The organism is Paenibacillus sp. 32352 (assembly GCF_002042965.1).
In the GTDB taxonomy this organism is placed as follows: Bacteria; Bacillota; Bacilli; order Paenibacillales; family NBRC-103111; genus Paenibacillus_S; species Paenibacillus_S vulneris.
Window position 1 is genome coordinate 189349 of record NZ_MZNT01000016.1, and the last position, 18108, is coordinate 207456.

An 18108-nucleotide genomic window follows, 5' to 3' on the forward strand; every position below is an offset into this window, starting at 1 on the left:
CTTAAACGAAATATTCAATATAGTCTTTGTGTGACGCATATCCGTAACGCTCCAGCCGATCGGTAACTTCGGGGAAATGCTTGTCCATCGAAATCAGAATATAATAAGCGTCTTGCTTTGATTCTAATTCTTTAAGCTCCATAGCGTGTGGGGAGTCGAGTCTTATCCCAAGCTCTTGCATGCGCTGATCAACAATTCGGTAATCCTTGAAGCCTTGTTCTTGCAGCGTATATTCCAGTACTTGTCCATTCCATCCGTATCCCCAAATGACAGGTATGCGGTTATTTAAGTTTGCAAGAAAAACGGTTTCAGATTCACTTGTATCCGGCGGCAGCAGATCGGATAAGTCTTGCCGTCCCAACCGGTACTTGAAAATCTGCAAAGCATCTTTATAGGTAAAGGAGTCTATGGTCTTGTTTTGAATAAGGCTCAATTCTTCCTGATTCAGAGATTGATAGAGTGCAGCCCTGGTATTACGCTCCAGCATGATGTTTTGGATAACGGCGAGGCTTTGATTATTGTTATTCTTCTTTTTAAGAACCTCGATGGAGAGATTAGCTCCTTCTCTGCGATACAACAAGAGCGTGTCCTGCAGATTCGCAGTGTTTAAAGAATAGACCACTCGTGCGAACAAATCGGTATCCTCAGCCAAAACATCCTCGTTATACCACAAGTTTTTTTCAAAAAACTTATCCTTACGCCACATCACACTGGGATGAATAAAGCTGCAAAATTTCAGGGACCGGCATTGCAGCTCCTGATGCAGCAGTGGATAAGGTTTGTTATTCCAGTTGTTGACGGTTCCGAATGCACGGCACTGTGTACCGCAAAAATCTATTTCAGGATGAGCTTGAAGAAATTCGATTTGTTTGGCGAAACGCTCGGGATGCGCAATATCATCTGAGTCCATACGGGCAATAAATTCACCTTTGGCATGCCTAATTCCAAGATTTAGTGATGCACCCAGACGAGCTTTTTCCGTTTCCTGAACAATAAGTGTACGCGTATCTTCAAAAACAGACAATATGGCTTCAAGGGGATCGTCATTCTGATACCCGTTCACAAGGATGAGTTCAAAATCCTGGAATGTCTGCTCATAGATGGAGCGAAGGGCTTCCCAAAGATACTGCTGGGACCGGTGCACCGGCAGTATAACACTGATAACGGGAGCTACAGAAAGGGGAGCTACAGGCCGATTCAGTAACTGCTGCGCATGAAAAAAACTTAACTCAATTAAATCTCTTAGTTTAACCGAATCATTAGAATTAGGTAAAAGATTACGTTCGGCATAAAATGCTTGCAGATCTTTGGTTGACTCTCTCCAAATATCATGCAGAATAGAATAGGCTTGTTTCGTTGGCATATCTTGAATGAGAGTGAGGAAGCTGCGTTTCAGCAGATAATCAAACTCCCGGTATGCTTGAAGAACGTCTAGGAAAGGGTAGGTATCCCATTGACCAAGCATTCCATTGATCCGATCAAGAATTTGCCGGTCGGTATCGGATAACGTATAGGTAAATTGCCACAGCTGGTTCAAACAGTATCCCCCCATTTGAGTTGTTACCGACATTATATTATATGTTTCAACTGTTCCTTTTCCTTCATATGAGGTATCCCGCATAGTGTCTTATAGAAAATAGACATGATCAGATGGTCCAGAACTAGATGAATATCTTCGGTAATTTGCATACTATCGATCGGTACGTGTAAAGAAATATCGGAGAGCTGCTTTAACTTCCCTCCATCATATCCGGTCAGACCAATGACTTTATTCCCGCGTTCCTTCGCAAATTCTACCGCATTAATAATATTCTTGGAGTTACCGCTTCCCGAAATGGCCATAACGAGGTCACCGGGCTTAATGCGTCCACGAAGCTGGAACCGGAATACTTCCTCAAATCCTATATCGTTGGCAATCGCCATCATCGTTGCGACATTATCATTGAGACACTGGAAGTTGAATTTTTTGCCTACATATTCAGAAATGCCTTTGTTGAAATCATTCTGATAGTGAGATGCCGTAGTAGAACTGCCGCCGTTACCGAAAATATAAATCGTATTCTCAGCTTCGTACGTCTTCATAATCAAATTCATAGCATCATTAATAGCATTAATGTCCAAACGTCTTAATGTATTAATTTCGTGTTCGATATAGGTTTGAATATCCGCTCTATAGTCCATTGTCAGCAGTCCTTTATTTTTAATATAGATTGCACGGCTTCTAGCAAATGGTTACACGTCAAATCGGATTGAACATCATATTTCTTGTCCTTACCAGCTTCTCCGGTTAATACTAATGCCGTTCGCATGCCTGCGTTTTTCCCGGTCTGAACATCTATGGTTGTATCTCCCACATACCAAGAGGAGGCAAGATCGATATTATACTTTTCAACGCATGTATCAATCAATTCCGTACCGGGCTTTCTACAGCCGCATGCAATCTTATAAAGCGGGTTTTCTTCCGGGTATCCCTTATCCGGGTGATGCGGGCAGAATAGGATATCATCCAACAGTGCACCATGCTGTCCAAGGAGGGTCTGCATTTTGTTGTGGATATGAATTACATCCGGAATATCACAAAGACCACGTGCAACAACGGGCTGATTGGTAACGACTATCGCGAGATATCCTGACCTATTAATTAGCTTAATCGCTTCTACCGCATGCTCCTCAAGAACCAAATCTTCTTCGTTACTGATGAGACCTCTGTGCTGATTGATGGTCCCGTCTCGGTCAAGAAATATGCATTTTTGTTTATTTTTCAAATTTCTAGATACTACGAAACCGCTGGATAAGTCTTCTGCGGCCGACGCAATACGGTCGGGTGTCCCTACATCCTTAATATATTCTGGGGATCGATAAGCATAGATGGAGCCGCGCCTTTCAGCTAAGGGCATTAGCAGGTCCTTCTCAAGGTCCGTCTTATCATCTCTATTAACCATATCGCAAATGTCTCTGCCTATGATGTACAAACCTGCGTTGACGCTGTTGTTATACCAGTAGTCCCGTTTGTTATGCTTAGAGTCAAATCCGATGACCCTGTGAGTCTCATCCGTTACAACTAAATCGGAGTCGTAGGGATGGGAATTCGGATGCACGAACAATGTTGCACTCGATCGGCTCTCGAGGTGGAATTCCTCCATCCTCCTCAGGTCAATATCAAAAAGGACATCCCCGTATACAAGAAGAAAATAATCCTCCGTCAGCCATTCTTTTAGATAAGATAAAGCCCCTGCCGTACCGAGCGGCTTTTCCTCACGGAAGTAAGTGATGTCCACACCATAACGGGACCCATCGCCAAAATGCTCTTCGATTTTTTCTCCCAAATGACCCGTTACCATTAAGATCTTGGAAATATGGCTCGCCTTTAGGTTCTCAACCTGCCATTCTAATATCGTTCTACCATTGATGGGAGCCATAGGTTTAGGGATTTCGTCGTTTGTAATTGACCGAAGGCGTGTTCCTTTGCCACCTGCCATAATGACAGCCTGCATCAAATGACCTCCTCAACCGTCTTAGCAACTGCCTCATCAGAAGTCCATTTGGCTTGCCAACCTATCGAATGAATTTTATCGAGATTATATGCAAAGACCGGAACGTCTCCTTTCCAGCCCCCGCGCCCGCCAGTATAGTTATACTTCACATTGGCAAGCTTCATCTTTTGGCATACAATGTCGGCGATTCTTGTAACGGTTGTTTGAGTCTTTACTCCGATGTTATATAATGCAACTCCTTCTTCAAGCTTGTCCTTAAGTAAGATGATTCCGTTGATCAGATCAGATACATGCATATAAGGCTTGGCCTGAGTTCCGTCTCCAAGGATCTGCAGCTCGTTGGGATTTTCCGTTAGTTTCTTAATGAAATCGTAGATAACTCCGTGGGTCAGTCTAGGACCGATAACGTTAGGGAAACGGAAAACCAACGCGGACATTTGATTCATGTAGGTATAAGCAGAGATCAATGCTTCCGATCCAAGCTTAGCGGCACCATAGTAAGAAATCGGTTCCAAAGGGGTGGAATTCTCTGCTACATGGACGCCTTCTTTCTCACCGTAAACAGCAGACGTAGAGGCGAAGAATAACTTCTTGACTTCATGAACCCTCATGCATTCCAACAGATTGAACGTTGTTGTATAGGTTTTGTGATATTCTATCTGCGGATTTTTGGCACTTGCCTGAATGTCCGAATTCGCTGCGAGATGAAATACAAAATCGAATTTCTCCTTGTTGAATACACCAGAAAGCGCTTCGAAATCACAAAGATCCTGCTCATAGAAACTAAAGTGAGGATGGTTTTGCAGATGTTCGATGTTCTTCCTTGTACCAATAAAAAAATTATCTATGCATACGACTTCATGCCCTTCTTCGAGCAGCGCATCAATGAGATGGCTTCCGATAAAGCCGGCTCCTCCCGCTACAAGCATTTTCAAAGCAATCACCCTCCAGACTTTTCATTAGCCCCAATATTTATCTCCAATGTGAATGACAGAAGATCCGTCATATTCGAATTTCATATCCATCTTTTTCAGGCCTATGGATGCTCTTACTTTTTCCTGATTCTCGGGCTCGCAGTAGAAAAGAAGGAATCCGCCGCCCCCAGCCCCTAGAAGCTTACCGCCTAACGCGCCATTTTCCATTGCTATGTTGTAAGCTCTATCAATCTCAGGGTTAGATATTCCCGATGCTAGTGTTTTCTTTAAAATCCAACCCCGATTCAAAATATGGCCGAATGAGGACAAATCATTTTGTTCGAGGGCAGTCTTCATTTCCTCTGCAAGCCCGCACATCTGGATCAGGTTGTTGACTTTATCCTGCTGGCTAATATTCTGCTTTTGTTCACTAAGAATGGTGTTGGCCGAGCGTGATGTTCCTGTGTAAAACATCAGCAAGTTATTTTGCAATTTTGTGTATGTTTCCGGTTTCATTACAATAGGTTCGACTGATACATTGCCGTTTCTATTAAAACGAATAAAGTTAAGCCCTCCGAAAGCAGCGGCATATTGATCTTGTTTGCCAATTGGTGCCCCTAGCTTATTGATTTCAATGTCACAGGCTTCTTCCGCTAGTCTTGCCTTGGATACATATTTTCCTTCGTAGCAAGATAAAGCATGGAGTAATCCTACTGTAAAGGTGCTGGATGACCCAAGCCCAGTTCCAGCGGGAACATCCGCTGTGCTGGTGATTTCAACACCAGAGATCTGTTTTTGATTCAATACGCTATTAAGAATTTTATGTTTGATTTTCGATATATCATCAACTATCTCATTCTCTGAGTATTTAAGGGCCGTATACTTTGCGTCAAAGTAGGGATGTACAGATATGTACATGTACTTATTGATCGAAACGCTTAGGACGCAGCCTCCGTGCTTTTCATAAAAAGATGCCATGTCGCTTCCGCCTCCGCAGAAACTTACACGGAACGGGGTTTTGGTAATGATCACAATAAATTCCCCCATTGGATAAATGTTGTTTTAATGCTTAAGAGATTGTGGTCAAAATTCCGATAATACAATATATACTCTTTTTACTTATATCGACATGTTTCGAGGAAAACATTAGGTCTGTAGCGAATTACCTATAATTACCTGCAAGTCGAAATAACTGTGTGACAAAGCGAATTAGGTTGGATATAATGTGTGCAAAGCAAGGGAAAAAATGTCGAAATTAGGAGTTGGATGAAGTGAGTTACTATAATAAATTACGTTTGCTATTTTCGAATATTTCTTCGTTGCTAGATAATCGTGTTATGGCTCCTTTGGTGGATTCATATGAATATAATAGGATGCCTGTTGCTATATACGGGGGAGGGCACTTTGGGCAGCTTTGGTTTAAATATCTTGTAGAAGACTTGCATCTGACCCCTGATTTCTTTGTTGATCAAGATATAGAGAAGCAAGGGAAGAAACTTATGGGAATACCTGTCGTTTCGTTAGATGAACTAGCTCAACAAACGAACGGTCGGGCTGAGGTAGTTGTCACCCCTCATTCCTTAAACTCAAAATCTGAGATGCGACAAGAATTTGAGGAAATCTGCAAACAATGGGGTTTTAATCTTCATTTTATTCCCGTGCAATACTCTAATGCATTAGAAATGAGATATGCAATTAATCAAGCAAATTGCCTTAATGCTATTGACATGTTATACGATGATTTTTCTAAAGCTTCTTATTACGAGTACATTAGAAGTAAATTGGCGGGGGAGGCCTATAAATCCCCCTATTTTGACTACTCACAGCAATACTTGGCTAATGATTTATTCGTTATAACGGATTCGGATTATATCGTTGACTGTGGCGCATATGATGGAGATACCCTAAAAAGCTTCAGCAAATCATATCCAAATGTCCGTGGAATTGCTTCATTTGAGCCAACTCCCGATACGTTTCAAAAACTCAAAGCGACAGCAGCTAGTCTTCACAAAGATAACATTCGCATTTTTAATATGGCTACAGGTGATCAAAATACCAACGTTAGCTTTACCCTAACAAATGTTACATCAGGGAATAGGGTATCAAATGATGGAAGTCTTGAGATTAGGATGTGTACGCTAGACGAAATGCTCTTTAATGAGCGTCCCACGTACATAAAAATGGATGTTGAAGGTAGTGAGCTAAGTTCACTGTATGGAGCTAAACAAATTATTTCAGAGTTTACTCCGATCTTGGCGATATGCATATATCATAAACCAGAAGATTTATTCGAAATCCCTTTTTTCATAAAAAAAGAGTTCCCTGCCTATCGCCTATACGTAAGAAAGTATACCAATGACCCATATGAGCTTGTACTTTACGCTGTCCCACCTTACCGCTGTACAGATAATATAGGTAACTAAAACCTAAAATAGAAAGCCGAAATGGATACAGAAAGGAAGAGTGTTCCCGTGCGAATTGAGCATAAAAAGCAAGTCCTGGAACTCACCGATACGTTAAAGGAAGCCCTTCAGTTCTTAAATACACCGGAAGCCAGCACGGCAGAGTATTTGCAGGAAGACTGTTTGGCATGCATTGCTCATATAGCATCGCAGTTAGAAGAGGTACAAAACAAGGAGTATGTATTGTTTTGCACAACTTGTGAAGCAGACATAAGAAATAGAAACTTTGTGGAGGCATACAAATCCGCAGAGATGCTCTCAATGTGGATTGAAGAGTTTGTCCAAGTCCATTATGAAATTGTCTTTCTTCCTTATAAGGCTGAAATGTGGGATGCTCTTGATAGTGTGTGGCGCGCGGCTAGTGCAGATCCAACCTGTATGGTTAGAACGATCCCCATTCCGTATTATACCTTTGATTCGAAGGGAGAGGCAGTGTCTGCTGAATACGATGGGGACCGGTTTCCCTCCTACGTTGAAGTCACACATTATAACGACTATGATTTAAGTTCGCAGCGGCCGGATGTTATTTTTATTCATAACCCATATGATGACTGTAATACAGTGACCATGGTCCATCCTCATTTTTTTAGCTCGAATTTGATTAATTATACGGATAAGCTGGTGTACATACCTTACTATGTTTCATTAGGTAAAATCATTCATTCCTTCCGTCTTCCTAGTTACAAGAATGCCTGGAAAATATTTGTCCAATCAGAATCGACAAGGCAAGAATTTTTGCAATCCGGAGAGGTGCAGCCGAGTCAGGTCGTTGCTTTGGGTTCGCCCAAAATAGACTATGTTTACAACAGAATGCAGGAAGGTACTCCGATGCCCTTAGAGTGGGAAGGGGCGCTGAAAGGAAGAACCGTATTTTTGTTCAATTCCACTTTGGGCAGGCTCTTGAATGAAAAAGAGGATATCATTAAAAGCATGGAGGAAATTTTCCGTTTCTTTCAAAAAAGACAGGATATTGCTCTGATCTGGCGTCCTCATCCACTAAGTATAAAAACATTGCAGTCCATGCTGCCGCACCTTTTAGATTCTTATTTAATGCTTGTAGAAAAGCTTAAAAAATTACCAAATGCCGTTTATGATGATTCCCAAGAGATGCATACTGCAATAGTTCACTCGGATGCTTACATAGGGGATTTTAGCTCGGTTATTGTTCCTTATGCTGTTACAGGCAAACCAATTCTTAAGTTGATGCCAAATATTAAATCAAGTTTCAGCTATTGGGGATCTGATCCCGCCTGGCTTGACTATAAGGATGAAGTTACGGTTCCTGTTCATGTTAGCCCTGCTCCTATTTTAGACGGTTCTTTATTATTTCCGGCATTGAATCGCGGAGGCATGTTCTCTCTGGAGCTTAATACAGGGAAAATATCATTTATTCAGGTGTTCCCGAACATCGATTACAACCAACCAGAGCTTTTTGCTAAAGCATGCGCTTATCAAGATACGGTATGGTTAGTTCCTGATAGGGCTTCGGAGCTAGTCAGCTACAACCGTACTTCAGGTGAGATGAGATCATATACTCTCCCGCCAATGTTCCGTTGTGAGGGAGAACATAAGTTTAGCAATGCGATACAACATGATCATTATTTATGGATGCTCCCTGCACAATCCAATATGCTTGTTCGGCTTGATATGGAAAGTGGCGAAATGGTAGGGTACAGTATGCGTCCAGATAATTCTAATGACGTTCTACGGGAACCGCTCTGTTCAGACGGCATAATCCACAATAATTGTCTCTGGGTTACGTTGTGTGGAAAACGCTCCATTTTACAAATAGATCTTACTTCTCAAGACATGAAGCTTCGTGAGCTGCATTTTCTGCAAGAACCTATTCAAGCTATTACCTCAGACGGGCAGAACTTGTGGATCGTCCCTGAAAAAGCAAGCGTTGTGGTTAAATGGGATCCTCAAAGTGATGATCTATATTTATATAATCAATGGCCTCAAGGGTTTGATGGGGGAGAGCAGCCTTTTTCCAGCGTCGTTTTTGATGGTCAAGCTGTATGGCTAGTTCCGTATGATGCGAATAAGATACTGAAGATCACTTCAACTGGTGAGATGGTCAGTGTATATTCCAACTTAAAAAAGTCAAAGTGGTCAATTCTGAACTCATGGTATCCGTTTGTTTCTCCTGAACAAAATCGTACGTTGGTATCAAACGATACTTTATTTTCTGGTGCTGTTCTAAATGAGGATTGGATTTGGTTCTTCCCTGTTACTGCCCCGGCTATGGTGGGAATTCATCTGAAAAACGGCGAAGTCAGGGAAATACCTGTTGCACTTTCAAGATGGCAAGATGAGCAGATGAGTACGGCTTCACGAACCCCTTATCCACCTGAAGAAGGTGTTGATTTAAGAAGTACCTTTAATGATCGGTCTCTTCCACTTGCGGCATTTGTCGATATGGTAGGCAAAGGATACAATTGGGGCGAGAAGCAACGAAACGAAGTTAGTGCAAGCATAGCAAATGCAGACGGTACATGTGGTCAAAAAATATGGGGGTATATTACTGGACACTTCTCTCACTGAGGAACTTCGCGTAGTTGAGATTTTAAGAAGAAGGTGGACAAGAAAATTGTAATGTTTATAGAGGGAGGTCAAAAATGATTTATGAAGAAATAATATGTAGTTTAATGGATTTACTTGAAGATATACGAAGCAGGAGAAATGTCTATATTTTTGGTGCAGGAAAATCCGGGAAAATGACTCTATTTGGGCTATATCAGTTGGGAGTTTCTAATGTATTTTATGTAGATAATGATAGTTCTAAGTGGGATAAGACAGTTTCCGGTATAAAGGTTTTGAATCCGATCGTATTAAAAGAGTTCAATAAGAACGAGGATATTATCTTAGTTGCAAGTTACCATTATAACGATATATCACAACAATTATCTGTAATTGGTTTGCAAGAATCTAATGACTATTATCCCGTAGTCATGAGTTGGAAATATGCGGATGCAACACAAGAACATATCTGCGACGGTGTAAAAGTCGGGAAATACTCGTATGGTTACAAATCACTATGTAATACGGATGCTAATTTAATAAGCATTGGGGCATTTTGCTCTATAAACGAAACTGCAAAAATCGTTCTGAATCATCCTGTCTCTTATATAACAACGCATCCATTTCTATACAAGCACAAACAAGAAAATTACAGTAGTGAAAGAGTTCCTGGCTTATTAGAACTCAATGAAGTTATGGATTTAAGGGAGATCTCCAACAATGGAGAAGTAATAATCGGTAATGATGTTTGGATAGGAGCTAATGTAGTCATTCTACCGTCTGTGACGATAGGTAATGGGGCAATCATTGCTGCAGGGGCAGTAGTGACAAAGAGTGTGCCTGATTATGCGATTGTTGCGGGAGTTCCGGCCAAAATATTGAAATATCGTTTTTCTCCTGAGGAAATAGAGATTCTGAACAGAATTCAATGGTGGGGTTGGCCCGACGAGAAGATTAAGGAGAATTACAAATATTTCATGAACAACGAAGAGTTTTTTAACAGGTTTAAAGAAGAAAGAACGAACGCTGTTCGTGGTAAGGCGTGAAATATATCTTTTAAAAGGAAAACGGTGATAACCTTTATGAAAAAGGAAATCACCGTTTTTTATGTTTTTCTTAGTAGTTGTACCCGAATGATATGAAACTGTATCAGGGATATGAAATGTACTAACTTAATTATAGATAGTAGCGTCCGCCAATAATAATTCTTTTAACTGGGTAGCATTGTCTGCAATGCCCACATGGTTATGGCAGTCGATATCCGTTCTGCTTTTAAAGCCAAAACCGTAGGTAACCCCAATAAAATCAACTCCTGCTTTCTCTGCACCTATAGCATCGTAGCTGCTGTCACCGATCATAACCATTTCTTCTTTAGCTAATCCGACGAAATCTATACACTGATTTATGATGTCCTGCTTTGTGAGTTTATTGTCGTTATCCGCACCGAAAATGCAGCTGCAATAATTACTTATGCCAAAATGCTTTAATATCTCAATTGCATAATCCTGACGTTTATAAGTAGCAACTGCAATTTGGATATTTCTTTCCTTCAGCATCTGCAATAGTGACAAAATATTAGGATACAATTCGGCTAAAAGCAAGTCATGATTTTTATATCTATCCCGGAATAGATTCGCGGCGCTTTGTGCCTCCGTGCTCGTCATTCCAAACACTCTGACTAATGACTCTTGAATAGGAGGACCGATAAAGGTTTTAAGGGTAGGGTCAGATATCTTGGGAAGTTGGAGAACTTCCATAACATATTGCACGGATGAAAGCACACCCTTCGTTGTATCAAGCAGTGTCCCATCCAGATCAAACAGTACTGCGTTATAATTTTTCATTGGACTTCCCCTTTAGTATTAGTCTAAATAGTAAGTTGGGGTTAGAAACGTAATCGTCATATCTTGCTGTAAATCCTTAATTGCACCTGCAATGGATTCATTCTTCTCGATAGCATCGCTGCCGGAACTTCCAAAATTATAAAATTCATTTATGTAATCGCCATGTCCATCTGCACTAAATCCATCAAAACCGGCGATAGTTACATCCCGAATGCCAATTTTTTTTAATAAAACCAACAGCATTAATGTGCTATTTTCATAGAGCTCTTCAGAAATATTCGTGATCAATCCGCTGTAGTTAATATAATAATCAATTTTCAAACGGAGTTCCGTAATGTTAGACGTCGCAATAACTTCCCATTGTTTCTCGGAAGGAATCTCATTAATTAAAAGCTGGCTGTATCTTTTGGAGTTGCTGACAAAGGCAAGGTCAATATCATAATTAGATGGTACGAAATTTGCTGATACAATCAATGGTCTATCCCGGGCAATGTATTCATCAATGTTGTTTTTATAGGTTTTTAGGCTAGTTCCCGGTGCAAGTATCAATATTGATTTGTCAGAGAGCTTCGCTTTTAATTTCTCACAGCTGCTAGCATCATCAATATTTTTAAGCTGATATTGAATGTATAACTCTTCGATTAACGGCTGGTTGTAAGCCAGTTTATTGCTTGAGTGAATACTTGATAATATATCATTGATGGATTTGATAGATAAAGTTTTCTTATCCATCAGATACTTTACATATGAAGGATGACAGTCATTGGAGGCCGAGATGTAATAGGGCAATGAATAGCCCCAAGGCGTCTTCTCAAATATTTTGGATATATAAATATCAATAGTCTCCAAAAGCTGATCAATATCGTAACATTTGTTGTAGTGATTATTTAGATGCAGCGCTAGCAGCTCAGTATTAGCATTACCCGTTCCCTTACCCATGCCGAATAACGAACCGTCGAGCATTATATTTCTCTCCGAATTGACCTCCAATAGCTCCATTGAATTTGCATAGGCCAGTTGATAGTTATTATGAGAGTGATAACCAATGAGGATATTTTTACTGAGATTATTATCAATTAGGTAAAAATAACGAATCAGATCCTTCTTGAATAGTAGACCGTATGTATCGACAATGGACATGGCATATGGATCAAGTTCATTAACCGATTCAACCAGATTCAATATTTCCTTATCTGAATACGTTGTTATGGAAACCGGCTGAACAAAAACTTTATACCCTTTATTTTTTATCTGTTGGCAAAAGCTTAGTGCTTCTTTAATATCTGCTTTTTTAAAAATAACCCTTATGCCGTCAAGCGGAGTTTCCCTACATTCCTCTATATGTTCTATGCTGCAGGTCCCATAGTCTATCATAGCCACAACCATGGAGTTGTTCTTTTTTATAGTTTTATAAATTCTATTAATGCTCCTGGTATCAGGAAAGACCGTTCTATCACAACTATCCTCAGACTGATCGTTAAGGAAGCCTATCTCGATGATATCTACATTCGCTGTGTCCAATCGATGAATAATATCTCGAATTGCAGGCAGCTCAAAGGTCCAATTATTAATAAATCCACCGTCTCGTAATGTGCAGTCCAATAATGTAATTGATCTCATCTAGTTAATTCTCCCATGGTCAGAGTGCTGGCTGCTGTTGCATTATTTTAACTTTCGCCCATTTTCCTTTAGCTTAAAGCTCATGATTCTTTTGTTGCATTTGCAAGCCAATAATTTCCCTGACTTTTTCTAAGTCTTTCGGTGTATCTACAGATAAGGAATCTGTTTCAACTAAAGTAAAAGTAATAGGTATTCTGTTCTCAATAAATCTTAGCAGCGTAATATCTTCTATTCTTTCAAGGTAACCGGCTTCTTTTGAATCGAAGTAGTCCAACGCTTGTTTATTGTAACATTCTACGCCAACAATCTTATAATAGGTGAAATTTATCGTTTTGTAGGGATAAGGGATAGGGCTTCTCGACAAATAAATACATTCTCCATGTTCATTAGTAGATATTTTGATATTAGATGGATCTATGACTTCCACCGGATTTGTAAATGCTCTTCTTAGCGCTCCTACAAACAAATTATTCATATCAATAGATGGAGGTATTACACTTGATATCACTGTATGACTAATAGAAGGCTCATCACCACAAATACACACATATAAATCGGCGGGGACTTGGTCAGAGAATTCTTTTAAACGATTAATATGAGTCGTACATTCAGTGCTTGTCATTACTACCTTAATTCCAAAGGAATGACATACATCTTTTATTCTATCGTCGTCGGTAGCTACATAGACTTCATCCAGTTCTTTGACTTTTTTGGCTTGTTGATAGACCCACCAAACCATGGGTTTGCCACATATATCGGCCAAAGGTTTTCCGGGAAATCGGGATGAATTGTATCTGGCAGGGATTACTCCGATAACTTTCATAAATGGTTCCTCCAATTGTCTAAAAAGAAAAATCTATTAAAGTAACTTCAACGTTAATATTACGAGCATGAATTTTTTGACTTGCTTATTATATCGTCATTTAAGAGCTATTTTCTTATATTATTTACTGTACTTGTAGAAGCATGATTTGATCAATAAAAGAATGATTGTTTTAGGTCAGGCAAAATTATTTAAGCCTCTAGGGATGAAAAATAAGAGTATATTGTCATACTTTGTAAATTTGGCAAAGTATACTATAATAGTGTCTATAGGTATTACGAACTAGGAGAGACAGAATATGGCTTACATGGTGCCGGAAACGATCCCAAAAAGCGCTACTGCTGGAGAGCGTATTTTGTTTGAAAGCTTGAAAGATCATTTGCCAAGTGATTATATCGTATATTATGAGCCGGAGATTCGGGGGAGAAGACCTGATTTCGTCATAATAGGGCCCGATTTGGGGCTAGTAATTCTAGAGGTTAAAGATTATACCAAAGGTACACTGTACCAAGTAAACCATGACGAATGGACTTTACGAAACACAGCGGGTGAACTGTTCACAACGAAAAGCCCCTTGAAACAAGCAAGAGACAACGCTCGAATCATACAGGACCATTTGAAAAAAGACAAAAATCTCGTAAGCGAGACGGGATCCTATTTAAAATTTCCGTATGGTTACGGTACGGTCTTTACCCGTCTCAAGCAAGAGGATTTTATTAAGTACAATCTTTACCAAGTCATTGAACCCCAATTTGTCCTGTGCAGAGACGAAATTGATCCGGATGAGGAAGGTTTTTCGCCGGAAATTTTACAAGAAAAAATTCATGGGATGTTCACGGTCTGGACTCAGAAAAAGAACATTCTAACGGATGAAGATATACAAGCAATCCGATTTCATCTGTTTCCTGAAGTACGGATTAGCGCCGAGCATAGGCCTCCTATTAAACATCAGGATCAGCTGCTTCTCTCTTTACATAACATCAAAACGATGGATCTTCATCAAGAAAACATGGCGAAGCAGATCGGAGATAAGCATCGGCTTATTCGCGGGGTTGCCGGGAGCGGGAAAACGCTGGTTCTTGCCAGCCGCGCGAAGATGTTAGCTAAGGAGCATCCGGAATGGAAAATCCTTGTGCTCTGTTACGGAATCCCGCTATCCCGAAGCTTAAAGCAAATGATTGATCAGAAAATGAATGAGCCCGATGATTTGTTGGACCTTATGAATTCGGGGTCGCCAGGTCTTCACAAGGAATCTAATATAGAGGTATATAATTTTCATGAATGGTTAAGAAATAGCTTGCGCATGAAGGATAGCGAAATTCCATCTCTATTGGCTAAAGCGAGCAAGAACGAAGCCATTCTCCCAACCTACGATGCGATTATGATCGATGAGGGACAGGATTTTGAACCGGATTGGCTGAAGCTGTTGAGCTGCTGCCTGAATCCAGATACGCAATCATTGCTTCTGGTTGAAGACCGGGCACAGGCTATTTTCAAAAGAAAGACAAGCCTGGCACAAGAGACTGGTCTTGATTTTCGGGGCCGATCCAAAATTCTTACGATCAATTACCGCAATACAGCACAAATTGTACAGTTCGCCTGGGATTTTTATCAAAAGCATTCCCAGCTTAAGAACAAGGTTCAAGAAGGTTCCGTCGAAGGTGTAGAGATTATCCCTCCACAATCTACGAAGAGAAAAGGTCCTGAGCCTATGATCAAAGGTTTTCGCGATATTCAGGAGGAAATGAATTTTGTTTCCAAATCTATTACCTTCCTGCACCAGCAAAAAAGTATCCCATTGCAAGATATCGTGATTCTATATCGGGTAAAAAATAGTCACCGTATTTCCTATATTGATGAAATTATTAACAGCTTGAAAGAGCATCTTCTGCCTTTTACTTGGATTACAGAAAATGCGGAGTCCAAACGTAATTTTGTTAGGGATGAAGACACGATTAAAATATCTACCATCGATAGCGCCAAAGGTCTTGATTTTCGAGTGGTGTTCATCGTCAATATTGAAAGCATGCCGTTCCCTCTGGAGGAAATAGAAGAAAGGGAAGTCTCTCTTTTCTATATTGGCATGACCCGGGCTTTGGAATGGTTGTTCTTGACGTACAGCGGAGAATCAAAGTTCACACAGTACTTGGACGAAGTCATGAAGCAAAGAAACGAACAGGAATTATCTCATAAGCGTTATGGGTAAATCCATCTCAAAAACAATTTGAAGCGTTGCATCGCAGATCCAGATTATGCTTCTGAAAAAACCGGCACAAAACCCTTTCTGAAAGGGGGAATGTGCCGGTTTTCTTTTTCACCCAACCTAACCACTAACAATCCGCTCATAACATACTTTAGGCAAGGTAACCCGGATCTCCGTCCCTTCCTCACTGCTCCTGGTAATCTCAATGTACCCGCCGTGTGAATTAACGATGCGCTGGCAGATCGGCAAGCCCAAACCCCATGCCTGCTTCTTTAGTCGAGTGGAAAGGGGCGAAGATTTTATTCCACGCATCCTTAGGGATCCCTGAGCCGCTGTCTGCAAACAGGATATGGATATTATTGTTATTGCTGCTGGTTCTGATTGTAATGCTTTTGTGTTCCTTTTCCTCCATGGCCTCGATGCTATTATTGATTAGATTGATAAACACTTGCCTGATTTTATTTTTATCTATGATGGCGGTAACCTGTTTTTCTTCAATCAGGTCTATGTGGACGTTGTTCTCTTCGGTTTTGAAAGAAGTTAATACCAGTGCTTCCTTAATAATTTCCGTAATTTCAGTTTCCGATGCATGGATTTTACCGCTTTTGATGAACTGCTCGTAATGAGTGATCACACTATTCATGTGCGAGCCTGCCATTTGAATTTGGGTAACCATGTCCTTGACCTTTGTATTTAATTCGTCATTGCCTGCCAAAATAAACAGACCAGCAATAATACATGCACAAGGTATATTTGTTGATTATCCATTGCATCCAGCTTCGTTCTGCACGGGACAAGTATTTCAACGCCATATAACCGACATATAAAAAAGCCGGAGGAAGCATGATCGAGCCGATCCTCAACAATCTAAAGCTTTGTTTTGAACACCATTTTGCTGGACGCACCAAGAAACAATGGAACCAAAGACATGGCAGCCATTAATATAAAATTCATTCCGTATCCTTTCTTTAAAAATAGACGGACTCGCAAGTTATGTATAAAAAATATAAATTGCATCATCGCGACTCCCATACCTGATCCTACTGTCAAATCAACCGTTCCTTGTAAATTGACAAATAGTAGAGGACACAGTTAAATGAAAAATAATGATAGTTATCGAGAAACGTGGTGATCTTATGACGATCTTGCGAAGTTTGGGGTTAGGCCTCCTATATGCCGTTTTCATGCTGTTCCCAGATGATAGCTATCGTCAAATGTTCAGTACTGCAGACGCGTTGGATTACTCGGCCGCTGAATCTCCTTCAGAGCTATCTTACCTATTTGAAGCTCCAACTGAGGTGAAAGAAGAGTCCGTAATGATGACTGAGCATCTCATCGATGTGGATAGTCTATCGCAGCTGCCGGAGTATTTGAATGGCTGTGAGATTACAAGCTTGGCGATGCTTATCGACTACGAACAACTGCCCTATACTCGAAAAGATTTAATCCGAATGCTTCCAGTAGATGAAACTCCACTGATAGAAGAGGATGGCGGGGACATTGAGCAGTGGGGGGATCCCAATCGCGGTTTTGTAGGAGATATTACCGGTAATCAAAAAGGATATGGTGTTTACAATAAGCCAATAGAAGATCTCCTTAATTCGATTGCTGCAGATGGGGTGCTTAACCTGACAGGAGGGGATTTTGAAGCTGTAGAAGAACAGATTGCTCATGACCACCCGGTGATGGTCTGGACAACATCGAATTTCGAGCCGACTGAGTCATGGGTCGAGTGGCGTTCTCAAGCGGGTTCACTAATTGAAGCCACGTTTGATGAGCATGCGGTTCTCATGGTGGGGTATGATAAAGACTATGTGTATGTCAATGACCCGCTGACAGGAGAAAAGGCAGAAAAGGTACTAAAGCACCCATTCATCGAGAGCTGGGAGCAGCTTGGGAAGCAAGCTATAACGATCTACAAGTAAATAGCTGCGTTGTGGACGATTCAATTATCGATCATATGGAAAAATAAAACATTGCATTGCTCCGGAAACCATGGTATATTTTCATTCCGGTCGCAAGACAGGCCGGCGAATGAAAGCAACTTTAAAAAAACTAGTTGCAAAACAAATTCGAGTGTGATATATTAATCAGGTCGCTTTTGACGGATGTCGAAAACGAACGAAGATTGTCCTTTGAAAACTGAACAACGAGTGAATGTTTGAACAGAGAATGAAAATTCTCGCTAGCATTGAATTTTGAGCTTAAGACAAGCTCTATTATAGATC

The 18108-nt window shown here is 40.6% G+C and carries 15 protein-coding genes; 5 read left to right on the forward strand and 10 right to left on the reverse strand.

Features of this window, described 5'->3' with window-relative positions:
- Position 1: 1 nt before the first annotated feature.
- Genes B1728_RS30280 through B1728_RS30300 form a run of 5 tightly spaced genes read right to left on the reverse strand, consistent with a single transcriptional unit; the run spans position 2 to position 5440 of the window.
- Positions 2–1537, reverse strand: a complete 1536-nt coding sequence (locus B1728_RS30280) for a glycosyltransferase (RefSeq protein ID WP_179136267.1) — start codon at positions 1535–1537, stop codon at positions 2–4.
- A 32-nt stretch (positions 1538–1569) separates the two neighbouring features.
- Complete coding sequence (locus tag B1728_RS30285) at positions 1570–2181, reverse strand: D-sedoheptulose-7-phosphate isomerase (protein ID WP_079914160.1); 612 nt, start codon at positions 2179–2181, stop codon at positions 1570–1572.
- A 2-nt stretch (positions 2182–2183) separates the two neighbouring features.
- Positions 2184–3494, reverse strand: coding sequence for an HAD-IIIA family hydrolase (locus B1728_RS30290; protein WP_079914161.1), 1311 nt, complete (start codon positions 3492–3494; stop codon positions 2184–2186).
- On the reverse strand, positions 3494–4423 hold the full coding sequence (locus tag B1728_RS30295; RefSeq protein ID WP_256865582.1) for an NAD-dependent epimerase/dehydratase family protein: 930 nt from the start codon (positions 4421–4423) through the stop codon (positions 3494–3496). The genes B1728_RS30290 and B1728_RS30295 overlap by 1 nt, the downstream gene beginning before the upstream one ends.
- A gap of 30 nt (positions 4424–4453) precedes the next feature.
- Positions 4454–5440 (reverse strand): GHMP family kinase ATP-binding protein, encoded by a 987-nt coding sequence (locus tag B1728_RS30300; protein ID WP_079914163.1) that lies wholly within the window; start codon positions 5438–5440, stop codon positions 4454–4456.
- 239 nt (positions 5441–5679) lie between these two features.
- Between B1728_RS30300 and B1728_RS30305 the strand changes: the two genes are divergently transcribed.
- The 3 genes from B1728_RS30305 (at position 5680) to B1728_RS30315 (ending at position 10436) form a co-directional block, all read left to right on the forward strand.
- Positions 5680–6831, forward strand: a complete 1152-nt coding sequence (locus B1728_RS30305) for an FkbM family methyltransferase (protein ID WP_079914164.1) — start codon at positions 5680–5682, stop codon at positions 6829–6831.
- A gap of 48 nt (positions 6832–6879) precedes the next feature.
- Positions 6880–9414, forward strand: coding sequence for a CDP-glycerol glycerophosphotransferase family protein (locus B1728_RS30310; RefSeq protein WP_079914165.1), 2535 nt, complete (start codon positions 6880–6882; stop codon positions 9412–9414).
- Positions 9415–9488: 74 nt separating this feature from the next.
- Positions 9489–10436 (forward strand): CatB-related O-acetyltransferase, encoded by a 948-nt coding sequence (locus B1728_RS30315; protein WP_256865580.1) that lies wholly within the window; start codon positions 9489–9491, stop codon positions 10434–10436.
- 126 nt (positions 10437–10562) lie between these two features.
- Here the strand turns inward: B1728_RS30315 and B1728_RS30320 are convergent, their stop codons facing one another.
- From B1728_RS30320 to B1728_RS30330, 3 genes are all read right to left on the reverse strand, one after another.
- Positions 10563–11234: an HAD hydrolase-like protein gene (locus tag B1728_RS30320; RefSeq protein WP_079914166.1), complete on the reverse strand. Its 672-nt coding sequence runs from the start codon at positions 11232–11234 to the stop codon at positions 10563–10565.
- An 18-nt stretch (positions 11235–11252) separates the two neighbouring features.
- Positions 11253–12854: an aldolase catalytic domain-containing protein gene (locus B1728_RS30325; RefSeq protein WP_079914167.1), complete on the reverse strand. Its 1602-nt coding sequence runs from the start codon at positions 12852–12854 to the stop codon at positions 11253–11255.
- 73 nt (positions 12855–12927) lie between these two features.
- The gene (locus tag B1728_RS30330; RefSeq protein ID WP_079914168.1) at positions 12928–13677 is read right to left on the reverse strand and encodes a 3-deoxy-manno-octulosonate cytidylyltransferase; all 750 of its coding nucleotides are present in this window, start codon (positions 13675–13677) and stop codon (positions 12928–12930) included.
- 298 nt (positions 13678–13975) lie between these two features.
- On the opposite strand from B1728_RS30330, the gene B1728_RS30335 reads away from it, so the two are divergent.
- Positions 13976–15883, forward strand: coding sequence for a 3'-5' exonuclease (locus B1728_RS30335; protein ID WP_079914169.1), 1908 nt, complete (start codon positions 13976–13978; stop codon positions 15881–15883).
- Between the two features lie 117 nt (positions 15884–16000).
- Here B1728_RS30335 and B1728_RS37400 read toward each other — a convergent pair whose 3' ends face one another.
- Positions 16001–16192, reverse strand: a complete 192-nt coding sequence (locus B1728_RS37400) for an ATP-binding protein (RefSeq protein WP_079914170.1) — start codon at positions 16190–16192, stop codon at positions 16001–16003.
- Positions 16104–16595 carry a sensor histidine kinase gene (locus B1728_RS30345; protein WP_079914171.1) on the reverse strand — a complete coding sequence of 164 codons (492 nt, stop codon included), beginning with the start codon at positions 16593–16595 and terminating at the stop codon, positions 16104–16106. Before B1728_RS30345 ends, B1728_RS37400 begins: the two co-directional genes overlap by 89 nt.
- 421 nt (positions 16596–17016) lie before the next feature.
- Between B1728_RS30345 and B1728_RS30350 the strand changes: the two genes are divergently transcribed.
- Positions 17017–17805, forward strand: coding sequence for a C39 family peptidase (locus B1728_RS30350; RefSeq protein WP_179136268.1), 789 nt, complete (start codon positions 17017–17019; stop codon positions 17803–17805).
- The last annotated feature ends 303 nt before the right edge of the window (positions 17806–18108 follow it).

Bases quoted from the DNA above. Each gene is read 5' to 3' on its own strand.
- B1728_RS30290 (WP_079914161.1), bottom strand. From the start codon at position 3,494: ATGCAGGCTGTCATTATGGCAGGTGGCAAAGGAACACGCCTTCGGTCA.
- B1728_RS30335 (WP_079914169.1), top strand. From the start codon at position 13,976: ATGGCTTACATGGTGCCGGAAACGATCCCAAAAAGCGCTACTGCTGGA.
- B1728_RS30350 (WP_179136268.1), top strand. From the start codon at position 17,017: ATGACGATCTTGCGAAGTTTGGGGTTAGGCCTCCTATATGCCGTTTTC.
- B1728_RS30330 (WP_079914168.1), bottom strand. From the start codon at position 13,677: ATGAAAGTTATCGGAGTAATCCCTGCCAGATACAATTCATCCCGATTT.
- B1728_RS30320 (WP_079914166.1), bottom strand. From the start codon at position 11,234: ATGAAAAATTATAACGCAGTACTGTTTGATCTGGATGGGACACTGCTT.
- B1728_RS30325 (WP_079914167.1), bottom strand. From the start codon at position 12,854: ATGAGATCAATTACATTATTGGACTGCACATTACGAGACGGTGGATTT.
- B1728_RS37400 (WP_079914170.1), bottom strand. From the start codon at position 16,192: ATGCGTGGAATAAAATCTTCGCCCCTTTCCACTCGACTAAAGAAGCAG.
- B1728_RS30285 (WP_079914160.1), bottom strand. From the start codon at position 2,181: ATGGACTATAGAGCGGATATTCAAACCTATATCGAACACGAAATTAAT.
- B1728_RS30315 (WP_256865580.1), top strand. From the start codon at position 9,489: ATGATTTATGAAGAAATAATATGTAGTTTAATGGATTTACTTGAAGAT.
- B1728_RS30295 (WP_256865582.1), bottom strand. From the start codon at position 4,423: ATGCTTGTAGCGGGAGGAGCCGGCTTTATCGGAAGCCATCTCATTGAT.